Source organism: Mesorhizobium huakuii (assembly GCF_014189455.1).
GTDB lineage: Bacteria > Pseudomonadota > Alphaproteobacteria > Rhizobiales > Rhizobiaceae > Mesorhizobium > Mesorhizobium huakuii_A.
The window spans coordinates 2348938-2372961 of the sequence record NZ_CP050296.1 but is presented as its reverse complement, the minus strand read 5'-3'; the positions used below and the strand labels follow the sequence as shown (position 1 = coordinate 2372961).

The window sequence follows — 24024 nt, the reverse complement described above, 5'->3', positions numbered from 1 at the left end:
CGAGCGGAACCGCAAGCGTCTTCGCGCGCAACAAACGCGCAACAAAAAGGCCCGCGCATCTCACGATGCGCGGGCCTTCTTTCTTCAAATAACTAGGCGATCAGCCCTTCAGCTTGGCATTGCACAGGCTGTAGAAGCCGCCGCCTTTCTGGATCCACTTCAGGCCACCAAGCGCGTTGGCGTCCTTGAGGACATAGTACTGGTCGAGGCAGGTGTGCATACGGCCCTTTCCGGGGGTCTCGCTGGCATATTTTGGCGAGATCGCGGACGGGAAGGTGACGCCCTTGGGCGCAACCGTCGTCGGCTTTGCCGGCTCCTTGGTGTAATTTGCCTCGCTTGGAGCAGGCGCGCTGTCGTCATCCGAGGCAGCGGCGCCGCATTCGGCCTTGCGGAAGTCGTTCCACTTCTGGCCCTTCAGCGTGTTGGCCGTCTTGGCAGCCTGGTACTTGGCGCTGCACTCGGCCATCGTCAGGCCCTTGCCGGCGGCGGGAGCCGCGGCAGCCTTGGTGGTTGCCGGCTTGGTGGTGTCAGCGGCGGCGGCAGATGCGCCGGCGGCGCATTCAGCCTTGCGGAAGTCGTTCCACTTCATGCCGTTCAGCGTGCCGGCGGCCTTAGCCGCCTGGTACTTGGCGCTGCATTCCTTGGCCGTCAGGCCCTTGGCCGTGCTGTCAGCCGCAGCGGCAGCTGGCTTGGTGGTCTTGGCCGGCTTGGTTTCAGCAGCCTTCTTCGTGTCGGCCGGCTTGGTGTCCGTGGTGGCGGCGGCATCGGTGCCGCACTGTGCCTTGCGGAACTGGTTCCAGGTCTGTCCGGCAAGTGTCCCCGCATCCTTGGCGGCGTTATATTTCGTGCTGCATTCGGCCATCGTCAACGCGTTGGCTGGCGCAGCCAGGAACAACGTCGCTACGGCAAGGCCGGTCAAAGTGGCAAGTCGGTGGATGAGCATAGCGTTTCTCCGTTGCAGCAGCCCATTATACGTCCCTGCGAATCAATAACGCTCAACGATCGGTTGCGCCAGATGCTAAGTGAGGTATATATCGCCGGAAGCTCGGTCCTCCCGATAAGGTGATGAAATCATTGTCCCTTACCGGGTTAAAAACAAGATTTTCCGCGTGCATCTGCGCCGAATAGCTCGCAGAACTGGTATATTGCAGTGCCACAGTGCCAGCATGTTGGGTTGCGGCCTTGTTGTGTGCAGCGCACAACAATGATTTTCTAAGGATTGGTAACATATAATCACACAATGTGATCATGGCGCATCGGCCAATTGTGGCATGAGATGCCGGCAAAAGAACCGTCAGGGACTCTAACTAGCATGGCAGGAAATTACTTCGGCACCGACGGCATTCGCGGGCGCGCCAACAAGTTTCCGATGACCGCTGAGATCGCCATGCGCGTCGGCATGGCCGCAGGCCTTTCGTTCCAGCGTGGCAGCCACCGCCATCGTGTCGTTCTCGGCAAGGACACCAGGCTTTCCGGCTACATGATCGAGAATGCGATGGTGGCCGGTCTTTGCGCCGCCGGCATGGACGTGTTCCTGCTCGGCCCGATCCCGACCCCGGCCGTTGCCATGCTGGTGCGTTCATTGCGCGCCGATATCGGCGTCATGATCTCGGCTTCGCACAACCCCTATTACGACAATGGCATCAAGCTGTTCGGGCCGGACGGCTACAAGCTTTCCGACGAGATCGAAGAGCGCATCGAGAGCATGCTCGACAAGGATATCGATCTGGCACTCGCCGATTCCGACGGGCTTGGCCGCGCCAAGCGCGTCGACGGCGTGCATGACCGCTATATCGAATTCGCCAAGCGCACCTTGCCACGCTCTATGTCGCTCTCTGGCCTCAGGATCGTCGTCGATTGCGCCAATGGAGCCGCCTACAAGGTGGCGCCCGAGGCGCTGTGGGAGCTTGGCGCCGAAGTCGTGGCCATCAATGTCGAGCCCAACGGCTTCAACATCAACAAGGAATGCGGGTCGACCCATCCGGCCGGCCTGCAGAAGAAAGTGCACGAAGTGCGCGCCGATATCGGCATTGCGCTCGATGGTGATGCCGACCGCGTCGTCATCGTCGACGAGAATGGCGCGATCGTCGATGGCGACCAGATCATGGCGTTGATCGCCGAGTCCTGGCACCAGAGCGGACGGCTTGCCGGCGGCGGCGTGGTTTCGACGGTCATGTCCAATCTCGGCCTCGAACGCTTCCTTGGCGACATGAAGCTGCAGCTGCACCGCACCAAGGTTGGCGACCGCTACGTCGTGGAGCATATGCGCGCGCATGGGCTCAATGTCGGCGGCGAGCAGTCGGGCCACATCGTGCTGTCGGATTTCTCGACCACCGGCGATGGCCTGGTGTCGGCGCTGCAGGTGCTGGCCTGCATCAAGCGCCAGGGCCGTCCGGTCAGCGAACTGTCGAAGAAGTTCGAACCGGTGCCGCAACTCCTGAAGAATGTCCGCATCGCCGGTGGCAAGCCGCTCGAGGAAGCTCCGGTCAAGGCCGCCATCGAGGATGCCCGCAACCGTCTCGGCAAGGCCGGGCGGCTGGTCATCCGTCCGTCGGGCACCGAGCCGCTGATCCGTGTCATGGCCGAGGGCGACGATCCGCAGCTGGTCGAGGCGGTCGTCAACGACATTGTCGAGGTCATTTCGGAGACCCGCAGCGCCGCCTGATCTCCAGCGCGCCCGCAGGGCGCGCCTCGCCGCTCCGGTTGCATCGAGCCCGCCCTTCCGGCGGGCTTTTTTGTTGGCCGGGAGCCGCCCTCGACTTGTCGAAATCATTCCTGGATTCCTCGAATTTTAGAGATTCGTGGCTAATCGACAGGGTTAAACGCCTTTTAACTTTTCCAATTCATTATCCACGCCTGAAAGCCAATCTCATTCGGCCGCGATCGCGTTCCGAGGGTTCCTAGGGGTGACAAGCATGTTCAATACAGCAAGAAAGGCCCTGTTCGCGCTGCTGTTCGCGGGCCTGGCCTGGCCAGTGTTCGCAGCCGACCTGCCTGAGCCGCAGGTCGAAGAAGCACCGCCGCCGGTCTATGAGCAGCCGGTCGATGTCGGCGGCTGGTACATCCGTGGCGACCTCGATTACCACAAGTCGTACGTAAGCGGCATCGACTACATGACCTACACTGTCGATCCCTGTAACTGTTCGGTGACGCCCGGCGGCAAAAGCTTCGACTACGGCAAGCTCAAGGGCGGCTTCTCGCTCGGCGGCGGCGTCGGCTACAAGATCAGTGATCATCTGCGCGCTGACGTGACCGCCGACTACTGGTTCAAGTCGAACTTCAACGGCGGTACTTCGGATCTCGTTTCGACCTCGACCGAAGTGTCGAAGATGAGCGCCTTCCTGCTGCTCGCCAACGCCTATGTCGACATCGGCACCTGGCACGGCATCACGCCCTATGTCGGCGCCGGTATCGGTGGCGCGCACGTCAAGTGGGATACCGTCAGTGACCCGAACACCACCGAGACCAACCCCGGAGCATCCAACTGGCGCTTCGCCTATGCTCTGATGGCCGGTGCCTCCTACTGCCTGACCGATAAGATCATCCTCGACGCTGGCTACCGCTTCTCCCATATCCAGGGCGGCCGCATGTTCGAATGGGATGTGAGCAGCTCCGGCCCGGGCTTCGACCGTGGCATCAACACCCACGAGGTACGCGGTGGCCTGCGCTATCAGTTCGGTGGCAACAATGGGTGCGCGGCACCGGTGGTGGCCTACCAGCCCGAACCTGAGCCGATCTACACCAAGTAAGAACTTTGCAGCCGCAAATGTAAGCGAACCGCCCGGCTTGACCGGGCGGTTTTCGTTTGTGCTGTCGCCAATGAAGTGCCTGGAAACGAAGGCCAATCTCCGGCGCCGTGCATTAGCTGAAATGAATTCGCTAACGCTCTGTTAGCCTTAACTGCGACTTAACCACTATGGTTAACAATGCTCTCTGAAACGACGGCTGCTGCGTTGATTGTGTTGATTGCAGATGTCGCCAAATCCGGGAGTCGGGGACCATGACACTCACATCGCGTATTGTGCTGGCGCTTGCCGGACTCGGCCTCTTGCCGCTGACACCGGCATTCGCCGCCGACTACGATCCGCCGATCTACGCCGATCAGGCGCCCGACTATGTGCCGGTCGAGGTCGGCTCGGGCTGGTATCTGCGCGGCGACGTCTCCTATCTGGTGCAGAAGAGCTTCAAAAATGGGGATTTCACTTTCCCGTCGGCGATCAACAACGAAAGCTTTAGCGAGAGCGACAACGCGGCCTTCGCGAGCATCGGCTTCGGATATCATTTCAACGATTACCTCCGCGCCGATCTCAACTTCGGCTATTTGCCGGGTAACAAGGCCAGCTTCGGCTATGACGATTCAGCGGTCGTCGCACTGCCGACATTGCCGACCCAGGGATCGGGATCGCTGAAGAACTATGCCTTCTCGGGGATACTCAATGGCTATGTCGATCTCGGCACATATGTCGGAATCACGCCTTATGTTGGCGCCGGCATCGGCTTTGTCCGCAGCACGCGCAAGCTTTCGGCAAGTTACACGGACAACAATGTCCCCGCCAACAGTTTCGAGCTGCAGGACAATAAGACACAATACTCCTTGGCCTATACGTTGAATGCGGGCCTTGGCTACCAGGTTTCCAAGAACGTTTCCGTCGACCTGGGCTATCAGTATTTTTCCGCCCCGAGCGCGGAGTATGTGACGGCCGAAAGCCTGACCTCCTTTCCGGTCAAGAAGGGAATCAGCAACCACCAGGTCAAGCTCGGGCTGCGTTACGATCTCTGGTAGGCCAGGGGCAAATCGGGACTTTAGCGGCGGATCCCTGCGGTCCGCCGTTTGCGTTTGAAATCACGCGATCCTGATCGCGGACCGCCGGTATCCCGGCAACGACAAAAACTTTCCTCTTGACGCCCGAGGTCTGAACGCATATCGCCGTCCGTGGGCCACCCCTCCCCAACGAGGGGCCACTATCTGGAAGGATAGACCACGATGACGACGCATACGAAGCCCGGACTCCGTCCGGCAAACCCCAATTTCTCTTCAGGTCCCTGCGCAAAGCGTCCCGGCTGGTCGGTCGAGGCGCTCAAAAATGCCGCGCTCGGCCGTTCCCATCGCGCCAAGATCGGCAAGATCAAGCTCGAACAGGCGATCGAGCTGACGCGCGAAATCCTCCAGGTTCCGGCCGACTACCGCATCGGCATCGTGCCGGCGTCGGACACCGGCGCTGTCGAGATGGCGCTGTGGTCGCTGCTCGGCGAGCGCGGCGTCGACATGGTCGCCTGGGAGAGCTTCGGCTCCGGCTGGGTCACCGACGTGGTCAAGCAGTTGAAGCTGCCCGACGTGCGCAAGCTCGAGGCCGGCTATGGCGACCTGCCGGATCTGGCCAAGGTCGACTTCGACCGCGACGTGGTCTTCACCTGGAACGGCACCACGTCGGGCGTGCGCGTGCCGAATGGCGATTTCATTCCTGCCGACCGCAAGGGCCTGACCATCTGCGACGCGACGTCGGCGGCGTTTGCGCAGAGGCTCGATTTCGAAAAGCTCGATGTCGTCACCTTCTCCTGGCAGAAGGTTTTGGGCGGCGAGGGCGCGCATGGCATGCTGATCCTGTCGCCCCGCGCTGTCGCGCGGCTGGAGAGCTACAAACCGGCCTGGCCGCTGCCGAAAATCTTCCGCCTGACCTCGGGCGGCAAGCTGATCGAGGGCATCTTCAAGGGCGAGACCATCAACACGCCGTCGATGCTGTGCGTCGAGGACTATCTCGACGCGCTTCATTGGGCGAAGTCGCTCGGCGGCCTCGATGCGTTGATTGCCAGAGCGGATGCCAATGCCGCCGTGCTCGACGGTTTTGTCGACAAGTCGTCATGGCTCGGCCATCTCGCCGTCGATCCGGCGACGCGGTCGAACACGTCCGTCTGCCTGTCTTTCACCGACCCCGATGTGGCGGCGCTCGACGCCGATGGCCAGGCGGCTTTCGCCAAGGGGCTGGTTTCGGCGCTCGACAAGGAAGGCGTCGCCTATGACATCGGCTCCTACCGCGACGCGCCCCCGGCCTGCGCATCTGGTGCGGCGCGACGGTCGAAACGTCCGATCTCGAAGCGCTGCTGCCCTGGCTCGACTGGGCCTTCGCCGCGCAGAAGGCGTCGCTGAAAGCGGCGGCCTGAGACTCTCCGTGGCGGCCTGCGGGCCGCCCATTCCCGGATCAATCCCTATTTTCAAGGAGGCCGCCATGGCGCCCCGCGTTCTCGTCTCTGACAAACTTTCTCCCACCGCCGTGCAGATCTTCAAGGATCGCGGTGTCGAGGTCGACTATCTGCCCGACCTAGGCAAGGACAAGGAAAAGCTGCTCGAAGTGATCGGCCAGTATGACGGCCTCGCCATCCGCTCGGCGACCAAGGTCACCGAGAAGCTGATCAACGCCGCCCCGAACCTCAAGGTCATCGGCCGCGCCGGCATCGGCGTCGACAATGTCGATATCCCGGCGGCGAGCCGCAAGGGTATCATCGTGATGAACACGCCCTTCGGCAATTCGATCACGACGGCCGAACATGCGGTCGCGATGATCTTCGCGCTGGCGCGACAGATCCCGGAGGCTAACGCCTCGACCCATGCCGGCAAGTGGGAGAAGAACCGCTTCATGGGGGGTCGAGATCACCGGCAAGACGCTGGGCGTCGTCGGCTGCGGCAATATCGGTTCGATCGTGGCGACGCGCGGCGTCGGCCTGAAGATGCATGTCGTCGCCTTCGACCCGTTTCTGTCGGACAAGCGTGCCGAGGAGCTCGGCGTCGACAAGGTGGAACTCGACGAACTGTTCGCGCGCGCGGATTTCATCACGCTGCACACGCCGCTGACCGACAAGACGCGCAACATCATCGATGCCGCGGCAATCGCCAAGATGAAGAACGGCGTGCGCATCATCAATTGCGCGCGCGGCGGGCTGGTCGTCGAGGCCGATCTGATCGCTGCGCTGAAGAGCGGCAAGGTGGCGGGTGCCGGCATCGACGTGTTCGAAGTCGAACCGGCCGAACAGAACGCGCTGTTCGGCATGGAAAACGTGGTGGCGACACCGCATCTCGGCGCCTCGACGGCGGAAGCACAAGAGAATGTGGCGCTGCAGGTCGCCGAGCAGATGGCCGACTATCTGATCAAGGGTGCGGTCTCCAACGCCATCAACATGCCGTCGATCACGGCGGAAGAAGCGCCGCGGCTGAAGCCCTTCGTCAAGCTCGCCGAAGTGCTCGGCGCCTTCGTCGGCCAGGTCACCGAGGATCCGATCAAGGAGGTCGAAATCCTGTTCGACGGTTCGACCGCGACGATGAACACGCGCGCGCTGATCAGTGCCACCCTTGCCGGGCTGATCAGGCCGCAGGTCGCCGACGTCAATATGGTGTCGGCGCCGATCATGGTGAAGGAGCGCGGCATCATCGTCGCCGAGGTCAAGCGCGACAAGTCGGGCGTCTTCGACGGCTACATCAAGCTCACCGTCAAGACCGAGCACATGACGCGATCGATCGCCGGCACCTGCTTCTCGGACGGCAAGCCGCGCTTCATCCAGATCAAGGGCATCAACCTCGATGCCGAGGTCGGCCAGCACATGCTCTACACCACCAATGCCGACGCGCCCGGTATCATCGGCCTGCTCGGCACGGTGTGCGGCGAGAACGGCGTCAACATCGCCAACTTCCAGCTTGGCCGCAATCGGCCGGGCGGCGACGCCATCGCGCTGCTTTATCTCGATGCGCCATTCCCGGAAAAAGTTCTGGAGCAGGTGCGGGCGCACAAGTCGATCGACTCGGCCAAGCGGCTGCAGTTCGACGTCGGCGGGATCTGATCCCGGCCCTTCGTGAAGATCAGAAGGCGCGGCCTATGTCGCGCCTTCTTGCGGCTCAATGCGCCTTGGCGGCGGGGTCATCGCCACCTTGCGCCCGCTGTATTCGGCAAGCCCGATGCCGCCCAGCACGAGCACAAGCGCCAGTGCCTGATAGAGCTGGAACGTCTCGCCGACGATCAGCACCGAAAGCAGCGTGCCGAAGATCGGCACCAGATTGATGAACAGGCCGGCGCGGTTGGCGCCGATCAGTTCGTTGCCCCTGATGTACGTTATTTGCGAGATGACCGAGGCGCCGATCGCGGTGTAGACGATGACCGTCCAGCCGTGCGCGTCGGGCACGATGACCTTGCCGGCAGCGACCTCCCACAGCAAGAAGGGCAGCGAGGTGATGAGCGCGGCGATCGACATGGCCAGCATCAGGCTCTGCCAACGCATCGCCGGCTTCAGCCGCAAGCCGACCGAATAGCCGCTGTAAAGGATAACCGCCACCAGCATGATGGCGTCGCCGAAATTGAGCTCCAATGTCAGCAGCCGGCGCGGGTCGCCGTGGCAAGCGGTCAGGATGACGCCGGCAATGGTCAGCACGACGCCTGCGATCTGCGCCCAGTTCACGCGCAGCCGGAAGAAGATGAAATTGGCAACGATGATCAGGATCGGCATCGCCGCCTGTTCGATCGAGACGTTGATCGCGGTCGTGTAGTTGAGCGCCGTGTAGAAGATCACGTTGAACAGCGTGAAGCCACTGGCGCCGAGTGCCGCCAGGATGAGCCAGTGCTTGCGCACCACCGGCCAGTCCTCCTGGATCGTGCGCCAGCCGATCGGCAGCAGGATCGCCACCGCCAGCACCCAGCGCAGGAACACCAGCATCATCGGCGAGACATGATCGACCGCGAGCTTGCCGGCCACCGAATTGCCGCCCCACAGCAAGGTGGTGAGCAGCAGGAATAAGTAGGCGTGTCGATGCATCGCGCGATTCCGGCCGCGGCGGATGCGCTGCGGTGTTTGCCGGCCTATTGCCCCCGTCAGTCCAAGTAAATGATGTCAAAGCCGAAAATTGTTGTGCCTCAGGGCATTTTCGACGGCAAAGAAAGGTCGCACTCGCGAGGTCTTGACGCTATAGAGGCCTGTCGTTTCGAACCATATCCAAGCCGCTCGGCGGCGTCTCAAGGGAAAAGAAACATGGCCAATGTGGTGGTCGTCGGCTCGCAATGGGGCGACGAAGGCAAGGGCAAGATCGTCGACTGGCTGTCGGAGCGCGCCGATGTCGTGGTGCGTTTCCAGGGCGGCCACAATGCCGGCCACACGCTGGTCGTCGACGGCAAGGTCTACAAGCTGTCGCTGTTGCCGTCCGGCGTCGTGCGGCAAGGCAAGCTGTCCATCATCGGCAATGGCGTCGTCTTCGACCCGCATGCTTTCGTGGCGGAAGTGGCGAAGCTCAAGGCGCAGGGTGTCGAGGTGACGCCGGATCGCCTGAAAATAGCCGAAAACACAGCGCTTATCCTGTCGCTGCACCGGGAGCTGGACGGATTCCGCGAGGACGCCGCCTCAAATTCCGGGACGAAGATCGGCACGACCCGCCGGGGCATTGGTCCGGCCTATGAGGACAAGGTGGGTCGGCGTGCGGTGCGGGTGATGGATCTGGCGGATTTGGAAACGCTTCCCCTGAAGGTCGACAGGCTGCTGACGCACCACAATGCGCTGCGCCGCGGGCTTGGCCATGGCGAAGTCACGCATGACGCGATCATGGCGGAATTGACCTCGGTCGCGGACGAGATCCTGCCCTATATGGACCGTGTCTGGAAGATACTCGACGACAAGCGCCGCGCCGGCGAGCGCATCCTGTTCGAGGGCGCGCAAGGCACGCTGCTCGATATCGACCACGGCACGTATCCGTTCGTCACCTCGTCCAACACGGTGGCCGGGCAGGCCGCCGCCGGCTCTGGCGTCGGTCCGGGCGCCATCGGTTATGTGCTCGGCATCACGAAGGCCTACACGACGCGCGTCGGCGAAGGTCCATTCCCGACCGAACAGAAGAACGAGATCGGCGAATTCCTCGGCACGCGCGGCCATGAATTCGGCGTCGTCACCGGGCGCAAGCGCCGCTGTGGCTGGTTCGATGCGGTGCTGGTGCGCCAGGCCGTCGCCGTCAACGGCATCAAGGGCATCGCGCTGACCAAGCTCGACGTGCTCGACGGGCTGGACGAGATCAAGGTCTGCACCGGCTACCGCCTCGACGGCGAGATGATCGACTATTTGCCGGCCAGCCAGGGCGCGCAGGCCCGTGTCGAACCGGTCTACGAGACGCTGGAGGGGTGGAAAGGCACCACTGCCGGCGCGCGCAGCTGGAACGATCTTCCGGCCCAGGCCGTCAAATATGTCCGGTACATAGAGGAGTTGATCGGCGCGCCGGTAGCCCTCCTCTCCACCAGCCCGGAACGGGACGACACGATACTTGTGACCGATCCGTTTCAAGACTAGTTTCTGAAGCCCTTCCGGGCATCGCGGCTGATTTGCGGGGGCCGGCGCGGAAGCAAAATACAGGTCGACTGAAGCATGGCAGATTTCGTTGCTGTTCTGAAAAAGGCGCTCGACAAGTACGGCGAGCCGACGCCCGAAACGCGCACGCGGACCTACGATGGCGCCCGTTCCGCGCTGGCAAAGAAGCTCGCGGAATATTCGCCGCCGCTGGCCGCCGAGGTCATAGCCAAGCAGAAGCGCTCGCTGGAAGACGCCATTGCCAGCGTCGAGCGCGACTATGCCAAGAGCGTGCCGGAAACGGACCCGCTCGCCGAGCTGGAACACATCTTTTCCTCGATCGACCGCAACAAGAACCAGCCGAGCCACACGCGCCAGCCGGTGAAGGCGGAGCCGGCGTGGTCGGCGCCGCCAGTCGCGAAGCCCGAGCCCTATCGGCCAGCGCCGCCGCCCGCAGCCAAGTCCGAGCCAAGCTGGCAAAAGCCTGTGCCGGTGCAGCCGGCGGCACCCGACCTTGCTGATCATGCCTTGCCGGGCATGGATGCAGACCAGGACGATGACCGCGCCGATGTTTTCCCGAACGATGACGAGCCGGTCGCGGAGGCTGACGCTTTCCCGCGCCTGCGTCCGGCCGAGCGCAAGCGCAGTTATGGCGGGCTGATTGCCGCCGTCGTCGCTCTGCTGATCGTTGCCGGTGGCGGCTATGGCATCTGGCTGAACAAGGATGCCTTCGGCAAGATGCTGGGCCTGGGCGGCAGCAAGGTTGTCGCCAAGACCGAGCCGGTGAAACCGGCGCCGGCCAAGCCCGCGACCGACGCCGCGTCGACGCCACCGGCACCTGCGGCAGGCGCCGAAGCGACGAAATTCACGCAACGGTTGACGCCCGAAGGCGGCGAAACCGACCCCGGTCCGGCGGGTGGACAAACCGGCATAGGCGAGGGTGAATCCGTCGCCGCGCTGACGACGCCGCCATCGGCGACGAATGCGCCGGCCGCGCAGCCACCGGCTGCAGCCACGCCCGCCGCGGCGGCACCAGCCGCGGCCACACCTGCCGCGGCCGCACCGCGGCAGGCACCGCGCCCGCCGCAACTCCGCCTGCCAACGGAACCGCACCGGCGGCGCCGGCCGATGCTGCTGCCACGCCGCCACCCGCACCGGCAGGCGCTACGCCACCCGCACCGGCAGGCGCTACGCCCGCAGCACCGGCGGCCGCCGCTCCGGCGACGGCGACCTCGGTGCCGGTCGGCCAGAAGGCGATCTTCTATGAGGAGCGCACCAGCACCGCGCAGGGTTCGGCCGAACCCGGCAGCATCGTCTGGTCGCTGGTGCAGGAATCGCCCGGCGGCGACCTGCCGCCCGAGCCGGCGATTCGCGCCGAAGCAACCATCCCGGGCAAGGACATCCAGTTGCGCATGACCATCCGCCGCAACACCGACCAGACGCTGCCGGCCAGCCACATCATCGAGATGATCTTCCTGACGCCCGACGGTTTTGAGGGCGGCGGTGTCGACAACATATTGCGCGTCGCCATGAAAAGCTCCGAACAGGATGCCGGCAGCCCGCTGATCGGTATTCCGGCCAAGATCGCCGACGGCTTTTTCCTCGTCGCGCTCAACGACACCAAGGCCGACGAGGACGCCAACATGACCCTATTGCGCGGCCAGGACTGGATCGACGTTCCGGTTGTCTACAAGACCGGCCGGCGGGCGCTGCTGACCATGGAAAAGGGCATTCCCGGCGAGAAGGTGTTCGACGAGGCGATCAAGGCCTGGCAGGCGAAGACGGCGGGCTGATAGGACACGCCGTAGAGGCTGCCTTCGCTCAGAAGCCCTGAAACAGCATGTCGAGCGCGGCGACGATGTCGTCGTGGTGCTTCGAAAGGTTCAGCCGACTTTCGCCCAGTTCACTCACTGGGACGGTGGCAATCAGGTGCGTGGCCATGACCAGCTTCCGGCCGTTGATCTCGAAAATCGGATGAAGCTTTCGCATCGGTGGCGGCACTGCTGCGACCGGAAGAAGCGGAACGATCACCCGTGTCTTGAAATTGTCGAGCAGGTCGGATTGAACGTCGAGCAGATAATTGCCTTCGATGCGACTGGCGAAGACGTCGTAGCGCGCCATCAGAACTGCCGATATTCTTCCAGCGGAATACCGTTCTTTTCGACATAGTCGTTCCACGCATCCATCGTGGCCCGGTTCTCAAGCTTCCACAGCCGCGTTTTTTCAGCCGCCACGGCTTCCGCGATGCCAGCTTCCGCGGCGCGTGAGACATTCACGTCTAGCCCCTTGGCTTCCCTCATGAGGTTGGAATCGATCGACAGATTGGCTGGCTGACGGATCGCATTCAAGGCAATCTTACGCATAATAGCCTCCGGAACATGCGCATAATGTATGCGCACTCTCGTACAGAAGCAATAATCGAGCGAATACGGTGATGCGCCCGACCCTCCGCTATGGCTCCGGACGTTCGTCGTTTTCAATCGACAAATCGTTGTCGATTGCTTGGCCTTACGGCCGAGCGCTCCTCACCCCTCCATCTCTTCCCGCAGCATCTCCAGTTCCAGCCACTCTTCCTCGAGCGCCGCCAACGTCGCGCGTTCCTTGTCGAGGGCGGCGATGGTTTTCTGGAACGAGGCCGGATCGCGCTCGTAGTAGGCCGGGTCGGCGATGTTGTTCTCCAGCCGCGAGATCGACGCCATCACCGCCTCGATTTTCTTCGGCAGCGACTCCAGGGCGAATTTCTGCTTGAACGACAGTTTTTTGGCCGGGCCTTTGGGAGCCGCCGGTTCGCTCTTGCTCGATGCCGGTGCATCGCCGGCTTCGGCCTTGGCGCGCGCCTTGCGATCGTCGAGCCGGGTGCCGCCGCGCTGCGCCAGCATGTCGGAATAGCCGCCGGCATATTCGATCCAGCGCCCGTCGCCGTCTGGCGCGATCAGGCTGGTCACCGTGCGGTCGAGAAAATCACGGTCGTGGCTGACCAGGATGACGGTGCCGGCAAAACCGGCGACCAGTTCCTGCAGCAGTTCCAGCGTCTCCATGTCGAGATCGTTGGTCGGCTCGTCGAGCACCAGAAGGTTCGCCGGCCGGGCCAGCACGCGCGCCAGGATCAGCCGCGCCCGCTCGCCGCCGGACAGCTCGCGCACCGGCGTGCGCGCCTGCTCCGGCTTGAACAGGAAATCCTTCATGTAGGAGACGACATGGCGCTGCTCGCCATTGATGACGAGGTTTTCGCCGCGCCCGTCGGTGAGGTATTGCGCCAGCGTCTCCTGCGGATCGACCGCCTCGCGCTTCTGATCGAGCGTGGCGATTTCCAGATTGGTGCCAAGCCTGATCGAACCGGCGTCCGGTGCCAATTCGCCGGTCAGCATCTTCAAAAGCGTGGTCTTGCCGGCGCCGTTTGGGCCAACGAGACCGACGCGGTCGCCGCGCTGGATGCGGGTCGAGAAGCCTTTGACCACGGTGAGGTCGCCAAAGCTCTTCTCGATGCTCTTCGCTTCGATCACCAGCTTGCCGGATTCGGCGGCGTCGCTCGCCACCATGGTCGCGTTGCCTTCGGCGCCGCGATGACCGCGGAAGCGCTGGCGCATGGTCTGTAACTCGCCAAGGCGGCGCATGTTGCGTTTGCGCCGTGCCGTGACGCCGTAGCGCAGCCAGTGTTCCTCGCGCACGATCTGGCGGCCGAGCTTGTGCTGCTCGCGCTCTTCCTCTTCCAGAACCAGGTCGCGCCATTCCTCGAAATGGCCAAAACCCTTGTCCAGCCTGCGGGTCTGGCCACGATCGAGCCAGACAGTGGCGCGCGACACGCGCTCGAGGAAGCGGCGGTCGTGCGAGATGACGATGAGCGCCGAGGAGGTGCGCACGAGTTCCTCTTCGAGCCATTCGATGACCGACAGGTCAAGATGGTTAGTCGGCTCATCAAGCAGCAGGATGTCGGGCTCCGGCGCCATGACGCGCGCCAGTGCGGCACGCCTGGCCTCGCCGCCGGAGAGATCGCCCGGCCGCTCCTCGCCGGTGAGGCCGAGATGCTCCATCAGATAGCTGGCACGGTAGGGATCATCGGCGGGGCCAAGCCCCGCCTCGACATAGGCGCGCACGGTGGCAAAACCTTCCATGTCGGGCATTTGCGGCAGATAGCGGACCGTCGCCGAAGGCTGGCGGAACACCTCGCCGTCCTGCGGCTCGATCAGGCCAGCGGCGATCTTGAGCAGCGTCGACTTGCCGGATCCGTTGCGGCCGACCAGGGCGATCTTGTCGCCGGCCGAAGCCGTCAAGGCGGCGCCGTCGAGCAGCGGGGTGCCGCCGAAGGTCAGTTTTATCCCGTCGAGATTGAGAAGGGGCGGGGCCATGTCAGCTTTCGGGCAAGGGATAGGGATGAGCGAGCAGCAGCGCGCGGCCGTGGCCGAGGGCGATTTCGAGGCTGCCCCCGGTCTTGTCGAACTTGACCTCGTTGGAGATGGTCAGGGACGAGCCGAAGGCCACCTCGACCTGGCTCAGCGGCCATTTCGCGCCGGTGACGGTCAGGCCGGCAAGTTCGGAAAAGCCGAGGATCGAAAACAGGGTGCCGTCGGCATAATCGAAGCCGGCCGTTCCCAACAGCAGAGGGATACCTTCCTGGGCGCCGCTGGTCAGCAGGACGTCCGTTCCGGCCTCGGCCAGGCGCAGGGCGAGCGCCAGATGCAGGAAAGCGTGGTCGGCGCGCTTGCCGCCGAACGCGCCTGCCAGCACAAGGCGGGTCGCGCCGCGCTCGAGGGCTGCGGCGATCGCCAGTTCACCGTCGGTCTTGTCCTTCTCCGCCGGGAAGGTCTGGCGGGGCACGGCAGCGAGGTCGTCAGGCAGATTGGCCGGCACCGAATCGAAATCGCCCACCCACAGTTCCGGCACAAGGCCGAGCAGCCGGGCATGGCCGATGCCGGCATCCGCGGCGATGACGCGCGAGCCCTCGACCTGGCGGTCGAGCCGGGGCGTGCGGATGAGATCGCCGCCAAGCAGGATGGTGAATGTGCTCATATCTGGTGGCCTGTACCAGCCCGGCAGCGGAAACGGAAGGCCGGCAAACTGCCACTTGCGCGGTTCCTCGGCCGGGCCTATGTGTCGAAACGCTCTAACGGGGTGCCGGACGCGATCTTCGCGGACCGGCTGAGAGGCAATCTCGCCAACCCGCTGAACCTGATCCGGTTTGTACCGGCGGAGGGATTAGACGTTTCGGACAGTCCGACGCCTCAATTCCTTTCAATTCGAACGAAGGAGGCGCCGATGCGCACGCTTTTATACGCTCTTGTCTCAGCCACGGTTGTGGCGCTGTCCGGGCCGGCCTTGGCCAAGGACAAGCTCACCGTCTACACTTATGAGAGCTTCACCGCCGACTGGGGTCCAGGCCCGGTGGTGAAGAAGGAATTCGAGGCCGAATGCGGCTGCGATGTCGAGTTCGTCTCGGTCGCCGACGGTGTCGCCCTGCTCAACCGCGTCAAGCTCGAAGGGGCATCGACCAAGGCCGATATCGTGCTCGGCCTCGACACCAATCTCACCGCCGATGCCAAGGCTAGCGGGTTGTTTGCCCCGCATGGCGCGGTCTCCGATATCAACGTGCCGGGCGGCTGGACGGACGATACGTTTGTGCCCTTCGACTACGGCTATTTCGCTGTTGTCTATGACACGCAGAAGCTGAAGACGCCGCCCAAGAGCCTGAAGGAGCTGGTCGAAGGCAGTGCCGACGACAAGATCGTCATCCAGGATCCGCGCACCTCGACGCCGGGCCTCGGCCTGCTGTTGTGGGTGAAGTCGGTCTATGGCGACAAGGCGCCGGAGGCCTGGGCCAAGCTCAAGACAAAGGTGCTGACCGTGACGCCGGGCTGGAGCGAGGCCTATGGTCTGTTCACCAAGGGCGAGGCGCCGATGGTGTTGTCCTACACGACCTCGCCGGCCTACCACATGGTCGCCGAGAATACCGAGCGCTATCAGGCGGCTTCGTTCGAAGAAGGTGAATATCTGCAGATCGAGGTCGCCGGCATCACCACGACCGGCGCCAAGAACCCGCTGGCGGCAAAATTCATCGCCTTCATGACCGGACCGAAATTCCAGGACGCCATCCCCGAGACCAACTGGATGTTCCCGGCAGGAAAGACCGACAAGCCGCTCAACCCGGCCTTCGACAAACTGGTCAAGCCGACCAAGACCTTGCTGTTCAGCCCCGAAGAGGTTGCCGCCAACCGCAAGGCCTGGGTGGATGAATGGCTGGCGGTGATGAGCAAATGAGCGCGCTTCTCACCCTCCCCCTTGTGGGGAGGGTCGATCCGCGAAGCGGAGCGGGGTGGGGGCTGCGACGCTGAGCACGGCCTCACCCCCACCCCGGCTCGCGGACACCGCTTCGCGGCATCCGCGTTCCGACCCTCCCCACAAGGGGGAGGGTGGAAGGCGCGCGTCCGACCCCCGCATCAGCGCCGGCATCATCGCGCTCGCCGCGATCACACTGCTGATCGGCGGCGCGTTTGCCGGGTTGCTTGTCGAAGGCGCTTATGACCTTTCGGGCGCCTGGGCAGCTTTCGATCCCTATCTCCTACGTGTCGTGCGCTTCACGCTCTGGCAGGCCGCCCTCTCGACCCTGCTTTCTGCCGGCCCGGCGCTGTTCGTGGCGCGTGCTTTGTCGCGGCATCCGCGCTTTTTCGGCCGCGCCTTCATCCTGCAGCTCTTCGCCGTGCCGCTGGCGCTGCCGGCGATCGTCGCGGCGCTCGGAATACTGGCGCTCTATGGCCGCGCCGGCTATTTCGCCGGCCTGTTCAGCGCGATTGGCGGCCAGGGTTGGCCAGGCATTTACGGCCTGTCCGGCATTCTCGTCGCCCATGTCTTCTTCAATCTGCCGCTCGCAACGCGGCTGTTCCTCGAGGCGCTGCAGACCATCCCTGCCGACCAGTGGCGGCTGGCGAGCCAGCTCGGCATGGGGGCGCGGCCGGCGTTCCGGCTGATCGAATGGCCGACGCTGCGCGCCGCTCTGCCCGGCGTCGCCGGGCTGGTCTTCATGCTCTGCATCACGTCCTTCACCATCGTTTTGACGCTTGGCGGTGGGCCGGCCGCGACGACGCTGGAGGTCGGTATTTACCAGGCGCTGCGCTTCGATTTCGATCCAGCTCGGGCTGTCGCCCTGACGATGCTGCAGATCGCGCTCACCTTCGTCGTGGTGCTGGCGCTGACGCGGCTTGGCGCCAATGTCGTCGGCGACACCAACCTGCCGCTTGCGCCGCGCCGCTATCTCTCCGTCAATGGAACCGAAACCACGCTGAACGCCGCACTCATTGTGCTGGCGCTGCTGTTCGTTGTCGGGCCGATGGCCGCGACCGTAATGGCAGGCTTGGGCGCCGATCTCGGCCGGCTTGCCGGCGAGGCGACTGTCCGGCAGGCGACGCTGACCAGTGCGGTGCTTGCCTTCCTGTCGGCGCTGCTCTCGGTAATGTTGTCGCTGGCCCTGACCATGGCGCGCCGGGCGCTGGGGCTGAGCCGCCGCGCCGGTGCAAAAACACTGCTCGAACATACCACCGACACCGGCGCCAGCTTTGTCCTGGTCGTGCCGCCCATCGTCATCGGCGCCGGCTGGTTCCTCCTGCTGCGCCATGCCGGCGACGTCTTTGCCATCGCGCCGGTCATGGTCGTCATGGTCAACGCGGTGATGGCGATGCCCTTCGCGCTGCGCGCCATCCGTCCCGCCTATGATGCGGCGAGCGAGCGCCACGAACGCCTCTGCGCACAGCTCGGCATTTCCGGCTGGGCGAGGCTGCGGCTGGTCGACTGGCCGTCATTGCGACGGCCGCTTGCCACAGCCTTTGCTTTCGCCATGGCGCTGTCGCTCGGCGATCTCGGCGTCATCGCGTTGTTCGGCAGTGATTCCGTGCAGACCTTGCCCTACCTTCTCTTGGCGCGCATGGGCAGCTACCGCACTGAGGACGCCGCCGGCCTGGCGCTGTTGCTTGGCCTGGTCTGCCTCGCTTTGGTGCTGGTTGCGGATTGGCTCGGAAGGGAAAAGGTCCGCAATGTCTGACGGGGCGATGGGCAGGAAGGGCGTTCCGGTGCGGCTGGACAAGGTCTCGTTCAGCTATGGCGAGGCGCCGCTCACTTTCGATGTCGCGTTCGCCGCGGCGGAAATCACCGCCGTCATGGGGCCGAGCGGTTCAGGAAAGTCGACGCTGCTCAACCTCGTCGCCGGCTTCGAGACGCCGCAGTCCGGCCGTGTGCTGATCGGCGGGGCCGATGTCGGCGCCGCGTCGCCGGCCGCGCGGCCGGTGTCGATGGTGTTTCAGGAAAACAATCTTTTTGCCCATCTTTCCGTCGCGCAGAATGTCGGGCTTGGCCGCTCGCCGGCGCTGCGGCTGACCGAGACCGATCAGGCCGCCATAGCCGAGGCGTTGGAACGCACAGGGCTTGGCGGCAAGGAAAAACGCTTGCCGCGCGAACTCTCCGGCGGCGAGCGCCAGCGCGTCGCGCTTGCGCGGGTCCTGGTGCGCGATCGCCCGGTGCTTCTGCTCGACGAACCCTTTGCTTCGTTAGGACCCGCCTTGCGCGACGACATGCTCGATCTGGTTGCAGGCTTGCATGCCGAACGCGGCATGACGGTGCTGTTCGTCACGCATCAGCCTCAGGATGCCCGCCGCATCGGCCAGAATGTGGTGTTTCTGGACAATGGCACAGTCGCCGCCGCCGGTAGTGCGGACGACTTCTTTGCCGGGGCTGGTCCGGAGGCGTTTCGGCGCTATGTCGGTGAAAGTGCCGGGAATGCGGTATCACGAGATATTGCCCGGAAGCCGACATAATTTACGGTCAAACCGGCCTCAGGCGATGGGGCGCTTGCTTGCCATGGCAGACGTAGTGTGGCTAGGTCGGCCCTACTGGTCGGCACAAGCCGTGATTTGCCTACAGCATCCGCCGCACGCCCCGAGGGACGCGCGACGGATGCTGTAGAAGTTTGTTTTTAGCGCATGACGGGTTCCGAGGATCGCCCCCGATTTTCGTGGTCATGCGCCGGGACCTGAAAGGAAGCCGTTCTGGCGATCGGCGTCGACAAGCTACGAATGAATCCGCTGGCGCGCTTTCTGGCGCTGGCCGGCTTTGCCGTGGCCTTGGCAAGCTGCCAGATGTTCACGCCTCCGGAAGTCCAGGAGTCCGGCTTCCAGCCGTCCGACAGGCCGATCACGGTCGACAATGTCGGCGCAAACAACAAGCTCGCGGAACTCGCCAAGGCGCAGCATCCGCGCATCCTGGCCACCTACGGCGGTGAGTATTCCGATCCCAAGCTCGAGCGAATGGTTGCCAAGGTGGTCGGCAATCTGACCGTGGTGTCGGCGAACCCGACCCAGACCTATCGCATCACCATCCTGAATTCGCCCAACGTCAACGCCTTCGCGCTGCCGGGCGGCTATCTCTACATCACGCGCGGCCTTTTGGCGCTCGCCAACGATTCGTCCGAACTCGCCGCCGTCATCGCGCATGAGATGGGCCATGTCACCGCCAATCACGGCCTGCAGCGTCAGCAGCTGGAGGCCGAGGAAGGTTTGGCGACCAAGGTCGTCTCGGATGTGCTCGGCGACAGCCCGACCGCCAAGGCGGCGCTGATCCGCGGCAAGCTTCGGCTGGCGCAGTTCTCGCGCAACCAGGAGCTGGAAGCCGACGCCATCGGCATCAAGTCGATCGGCGAAGCCGGCTACGATCCCTACGCCGCGGGCCGCTTCCTGCAGTCGATGTCGGCCTATACCGATTTCCGCTCGATCAGCGGCGCCACCGACGCCAGCCTCGACTTCCTGGCGACGCATCCCAACACGCCGCAGCGCATCGACCTGGCGCAACGCCATGCCCGCCAGTTCGGCGCCCCCGGCGTCGGCACGCGCGACCGCGATTCCTTCCTCGCCGGCATAGACGGCCTGCTCTATGGCGACACGCCGGAGGAAGGCTATGTGCGCGGCGAGACCTTCCTGCATCCGGGCCTCGGCGTGTCGTTCACGGTGCCGGATGGTTTCATCATCGACAATTCGGCGGCGGCGGTGACAGCGACCGGGCCGGGCGACATCGCGATCCGCTTCGACGGCGTTTCGATAGACAAGAATCGCGCCCTGACGGACTATATCAGAAGCGGCTGGGTGGCCGGTCTCGACGACAGCACCGTCAAGCAGGAAACCATCAACGGCAATGAGGCCGCGACCGCGCATGCCGGTGCCGAAGGCTGGCAGTTCGACATCGCGGTGATCCGGGCCGGCGGCCAGGTCTACCGGCTGCTGACTGCGGCACCGTCGGCCAGCACCTCGCTGGAAACGGTGGCGCGCTCGGTCAGCGGGTCGTTCCGTATCCTCAGTCCTGCTGAAAAGGCGGCCTTGAAGCCGCTGCATATCCGCGTGCTCACCGTGCAGCCGGGCCAGACCATGGGCTCGCTCGCCGCGCAGATGGTCGGCGTCGATCGTAAGCTCGACCTGTTCCGTGTGCTCAATGCGCTGTCTCCGGGGGCCGCGGTTTCGGCCGGCGACAAGGTCAAGATCGTCACCGACAAGTAAGTCGGTATCGGCGTTCAGGCGGCTGCGGAATAGTCAGTTTCGACACTGCCTGTGCGGCCATGGCGTCGCTGTCGTCAGCCGGCACTGTTGCCGCCGCCGGTGCTGTGGTCAGAGTGGTCGCCGCCATTGCCGCCACGCCAGGGCGCTGGTCCGGTTTCGCCTGGCACTATCGGGGCCTTTGGCTTGCCGATCTTCGGCGGCGGCGCTTTTGGCACAGGTGTACGGATCACCTTTATCTTCGTGATGATTTTCGTCACCACCTTGGGCGTGCATGCCGCGACCGTCAGCGTGCTTGGCCTGGGCGAAAGACCGAGAATGCCCATCGAATAAGCCTCTTGCCGTTCAATGCCAGCCTTGAGGAAAGCCAAGGCACGGGCCGGATCGGCGGGCACGCCATTGCGGCCGTCTTTGAAGATCATCGCAAGATCATTCATGGCGCTGATATGCCCCATCGCTGCTGCCGTGAGCATGAGGTCAAGCCCTTTGCCGGTATCGCGCTGCACGCCAACGCCATTGAACAGGGCGCGGCCCCACGCGCTCATGGCGTAGGGGTCGCCCCTGTCGGATGCCTGCGAATAGAGACCATTCGCTTGCGTGGCATCCACCGGCGTGCCTATTCCCGAGGAGGCGAGGTAGCCGAGTTCGTAGACGGCGCGGACGTGTCCCTTGTCGGACGCTTCGTGGATGGCCTTCCTGGCCTCGTCGATGTTGCCGGCGGCCAGCAGCGCCCGCCCGAGTTCGTAACGGAAGCGGGCGACATCGGGATAGGCTTTCACGGCCGCCTCGCAGGCTTCGACCGCGCCGTCTGCGATCTCGTTCGATAACCGGCCGGGGACGACGCCTTGCAGGTCGAGCGGCTCGCCGGCTGCCTGGTCGCAGGGGTCGACGCTCGGCGACAGCTTCATCGTCGCCCGTTTCGACGCGTCGCCGGCGCGGATCTGAAAGCCAATCTCGACGGGAGCCGTCGAGCCGATCTGCGGCTCGTAGCGCAATTGGTCGACTTCAGCGGCTATCAGGATCGACTGCGGCGACAGGACGCGATCCGGCAAGGACAGCGTTCCAACTGCCGGATAGCCAGCGAGTTTGAGGCTGGTCGAGACATCGCTGGTCGGAAAATCCAGCTTCAGCGCAACCGGACCGACGCCGACCGGGACGCTGATGTCACGATTTTCGATGGCTTCGGCGGCCGCGGCGACCTGGATCCCGCGCTCCGCCACCTGCTGGTTTTGCTGGGCGTCGGACGCCGGCAGCGCCGGTTGCTCCGCCGCGCGCATCAGCACGACATCGTCGATCAGCGAGGAATTCTCCCACGGAACCTGCCTGCCATTGGTCGCCTTGACCACATCGCGCCGCACGGCGGCCATGACGGCGCGGATTTCCTGGTTCGGCGCCAGCGCGCGGCGGGAAAAGGCCGATGAGAAGGGGCTGAGATCGCCGGACCCGTCATAAGCGACAGCGCCGGGCTCGGTGGCAAAGGCAATCAGCTCATTCTGCGAGCCTGTTACCTGCGCGAGCCCGGTGCCGCCGGAGACGATCAATTGGTCGCGCAGCCAGTAGTCCTTGCGCGGGAACGGATCGTTGCGGCAGGCATCGAGAATGATCATCTGGATTTTCGACTTCGCGCGCAATTGCTGCAGCACGTCGTTAAGCCTGATTGTCTGGACCTCCATGTCGGCCGCATCCTTCAACGACGCGTCGACCGGGATCAGGAAATTCTCGCCGCCGATCTGAAAGCCGTGGCCGGAATAATAGACGACGGCGAGATCGGCGCCGTCGGCGGCGGCCAGATAGTTGCGGAACTTCTCTTCGAATTGGAGCTTGGTCACGTCCTTTGCGACGAACACGTCGAAGCCGGCCTGCCGGAACGTGTTCGAAACGTCCTCAGCGTCCTTGTCCGGATTCTTGAGCGTCGGGATTTCACGGTACTGCGAATTGCCGATCACGAGCGCAACCCTTCGATCGGCGCGAGCCTCGAACGCCGAGAGGCTCATGAGGATCAAGGCAGCGAGGAACGCGTAGCGTTTCAGCATGGCAAAACCCACCTTCGTTCTGGTCCGGTAGCCTAGAGAGGCTTTTTGCCATGCCTGGATCTGTTAGAGAAATCACAATTCGCAGGTTTAAAAAGAATAGAATCCCCCACGCTGGTAACATATGTTATTTAAGATAAATCCTATATTTTAAATCTCGAATCTCTGTATTAGCGTCAAGCGGCTGTCGCCAGAAATTCCGGGTTCTGTTTCACCAGCGCGACCTTGAGCTTTTCCATGGCGCGCGCCTCGATCTGGCGGACGCGTTCCTTGGAAATGCCCAGCGTTTCGCCGAGGGCTTCGAGCGTGGCGCCCTCGTCGGTAAGCCGACGTTCCTCGATGATGCGAAGCTCCCGGGCATTGAGGGCGGCGAGAGCCGCTTTCAGCCAAAGCGAACGACGCGCGACATCGATCTTGTCGCCGACGATCTCGTCGGGCAGGGGTTCGTCCGAAACCAGGAAATCCATCCGCTCGGTGGCGCCCGCATCATCGGCAAGCGGCGCATTCAGGGAGGAGTCGGGCGCCGACAGCCGTGAATCCATCATCGCCACATCGGCCTCGGAGACGCCAAGCGCAACCGACACCTCGCGGTAGAGCGTTGTGTTGGAGAGCGGCTCCGCGCCATTCGCCAGCCGGGCACGCAGGCGTCGCAGGTTGAAGAACAGGGCTTTCTGCGCGGAACTCGTTCCGCCACGTACGATCGACCAGTTGCGCAGGATGTAGTCCTGCATAGAGGCGCGTATCCACCACGTCGCATAGGTCGAAAACCGCACTTCGCGCTCGGGCTCGAAGCGGGCGGCGGCTTCCAACAGGCCGACATGGCCTTCCTGGATCAGGTCGCCAAGCGGCAAGCCGTAGTGACGGAATTTGGAGGCCATGGAAATGACCAGCCGCATATGGGCGACGGTGATGCAGTGCAACGCGTTCTGGTCGTTGTCTTCCTTCCAGAGCAAGGCCAGCCGATGTTCCTCATCGCGTTCGAGGTAGGGAGCCTTCATTGCCGCGCGGACCATGATCCGTCCTGCTGTGTCTTCCATCATGAGGCGCTCCCTGGCTCAGGCGATATAACCGACGTTACGAACTGGCAGGGCACCGGTTGAAATCGCGGCGTCGCGCCCTAGAACAGCCAAAACTGCCATGCGCGAGAAAGGTTCCGCTGGCGCGGGCAGGCG

Annotated in this window: 16 protein-coding genes, 4 pseudogenes and 1 riboswitch; of the genes and pseudogenes, 11 read left to right on the top strand and 9 right to left on the bottom strand. The window is 63.7% G+C overall.

The window, feature by feature from the left end; all coding sequences use genetic code 11:
* Positions 1–100: 100 nt before the first annotated feature.
* Positions 101–943, bottom strand: a complete 843-nt coding sequence (locus tag HB778_RS11625; RefSeq protein ID WP_183463916.1) for a hypothetical protein — start codon at positions 941–943, stop codon at positions 101–103.
* A 369-nt stretch (positions 944–1312) separates the two neighbouring features.
* Here HB778_RS11625 and glmM point away from each other — a divergent pair, with 369 nt between their 5' ends.
* From glmM to HB778_RS11605, 4 genes and pseudogenes are all read left to right on the top strand, one after another.
* Positions 1313–2665 (top strand): phosphoglucosamine mutase, encoded by a 1353-nt coding sequence (gene glmM / locus HB778_RS11620; protein ID WP_183463914.1) that lies wholly within the window; start codon positions 1313–1315, stop codon positions 2663–2665.
* 250 nt (positions 2666–2915) lie between these two features.
* Positions 2916–3749 (top strand): outer membrane protein, encoded by an 834-nt coding sequence (locus HB778_RS11615; protein ID WP_183463912.1) that lies wholly within the window; start codon positions 2916–2918, stop codon positions 3747–3749.
* A gap of 251 nt (positions 3750–4000) precedes the next feature.
* Complete coding sequence (locus tag HB778_RS11610; protein ID WP_183463910.1) at positions 4001–4783, top strand: outer membrane protein; 783 nt, start codon at positions 4001–4003, stop codon at positions 4781–4783.
* A 201-nt stretch (positions 4784–4984) separates the two neighbouring features.
* Positions 4985–5989 (top strand): annotated as a pseudogene (locus HB778_RS11605) (phosphoserine transaminase); the annotation flags it as partial.
* On the opposite strand, the pseudogene HB778_RS43440 reads toward HB778_RS11605, so the two are convergent.
* A pseudogene (locus tag HB778_RS43440) lies at positions 5933–6190 on the bottom strand (hypothetical protein); the annotation flags it as partial. The pseudogenes HB778_RS11605 and HB778_RS43440 overlap by 57 nt on opposite strands.
* Before the next feature lie 34 nt (positions 6191–6224).
* Between HB778_RS43440 and serA the strand changes: the two are divergent.
* Positions 6225–7827, top strand: a pseudogene (gene serA / locus HB778_RS11600) (phosphoglycerate dehydrogenase).
* 33 nt (positions 7828–7860) lie between these two features.
* Here the strand turns inward: serA and HB778_RS11595 are convergent.
* A complete protein-coding gene (locus HB778_RS11595) occupies positions 7861–8793 on the bottom strand; it encodes a DMT family transporter (protein ID WP_183463908.1) in 933 nt (310 codons plus the stop codon).
* A 213-nt stretch (positions 8794–9006) separates the two neighbouring features.
* On the opposite strand from HB778_RS11595, the gene HB778_RS11590 reads away from it, so the two are divergent.
* Complete coding sequence (locus tag HB778_RS11590) at positions 9007–10305, top strand: adenylosuccinate synthase (protein ID WP_010912013.1); 1299 nt, start codon at positions 9007–9009, stop codon at positions 10303–10305.
* 75 nt (positions 10306–10380) lie between these two features.
* Positions 10381–12095 (top strand): annotated as a pseudogene (locus HB778_RS41445) (hypothetical protein).
* Positions 12096–12123: 28 nt separating this feature from the next.
* Here the strand turns inward: HB778_RS41445 and HB778_RS11580 are convergent.
* From HB778_RS11580 to HB778_RS11565, 4 genes are all read right to left on the bottom strand, one after another.
* Entirely contained in the window at positions 12124–12423 is a 300-nt protein-coding gene (locus HB778_RS11580; RefSeq protein ID WP_183463906.1) for a CcdB family protein, read from the bottom strand.
* Positions 12423–12665 (bottom strand): type II toxin-antitoxin system CcdA family antitoxin, encoded by a 243-nt coding sequence (locus HB778_RS11575; protein WP_056576468.1) that lies wholly within the window; start codon positions 12663–12665, stop codon positions 12423–12425. Before HB778_RS11575 ends, HB778_RS11580 begins: the two co-directional genes overlap by 1 nt.
* 162 nt (positions 12666–12827) lie before the next feature.
* Positions 12828–14648, bottom strand: coding sequence for an ABC-F family ATP-binding cassette domain-containing protein (locus HB778_RS11570; RefSeq protein WP_183463904.1), 1821 nt, complete (start codon positions 14646–14648; stop codon positions 12828–12830).
* Between the two features lies 1 nt (position 14649).
* Entirely contained in the window at positions 14650–15309 is a 660-nt protein-coding gene (locus tag HB778_RS11565; RefSeq protein WP_183463902.1) for a thiamine diphosphokinase, read from the bottom strand.
* An 88-nt stretch (positions 15310–15397) separates the two neighbouring features.
* A riboswitch (TPP riboswitch) is annotated at positions 15398–15512 on the top strand.
* Between the two features lie 43 nt (positions 15513–15555).
* Between HB778_RS11565 and thiB the strand changes: the two genes are divergently transcribed.
* From thiB to HB778_RS11545, 4 genes are all read left to right on the top strand, one after another.
* Complete coding sequence (gene thiB / locus HB778_RS11560) at positions 15556–16554, top strand: thiamine ABC transporter substrate binding subunit (RefSeq protein ID WP_183463900.1); 999 nt, start codon at positions 15556–15558, stop codon at positions 16552–16554.
* Between the two features lie 178 nt (positions 16555–16732).
* Positions 16733–18328 carry a thiamine/thiamine pyrophosphate ABC transporter permease gene (thiP, locus tag HB778_RS11555; protein ID WP_183465060.1) on the top strand — a complete coding sequence of 532 codons (1596 nt, stop codon included), beginning with the start codon at positions 16733–16735 and terminating at the stop codon, positions 18326–18328.
* Positions 18321–19097 (top strand): thiamine ABC transporter ATP-binding protein, encoded by a 777-nt coding sequence (gene thiQ / locus HB778_RS11550; protein ID WP_183463898.1) that lies wholly within the window; start codon positions 18321–18323, stop codon positions 19095–19097. The genes thiP and thiQ overlap by 8 nt, the downstream gene beginning before the upstream one ends.
* A gap of 258 nt (positions 19098–19355) precedes the next feature.
* The gene (locus tag HB778_RS11545; protein WP_183463896.1) at positions 19356–20825 is read left to right on the top strand and encodes a M48 family metalloprotease; all 1470 of its coding nucleotides are present in this window, start codon (positions 19356–19358) and stop codon (positions 20823–20825) included.
* Between the two features lie 74 nt (positions 20826–20899).
* Here HB778_RS11545 and HB778_RS11540 read toward each other — a convergent pair whose 3' ends face one another.
* Together HB778_RS11540 and HB778_RS11535 are read right to left on the bottom strand one after the other, a co-directional pair.
* Entirely contained in the window at positions 20900–22855 is a 1956-nt protein-coding gene (locus tag HB778_RS11540) for a caspase family protein (RefSeq protein ID WP_183463894.1), read from the bottom strand.
* Between the two features lie 173 nt (positions 22856–23028).
* On the bottom strand, positions 23029–23892 hold the full coding sequence (locus tag HB778_RS11535; RefSeq protein WP_095201179.1) for an RNA polymerase factor sigma-32: 864 nt from the start codon (positions 23890–23892) through the stop codon (positions 23029–23031).
* Positions 23893–24024 lie beyond the last annotated feature (132 nt).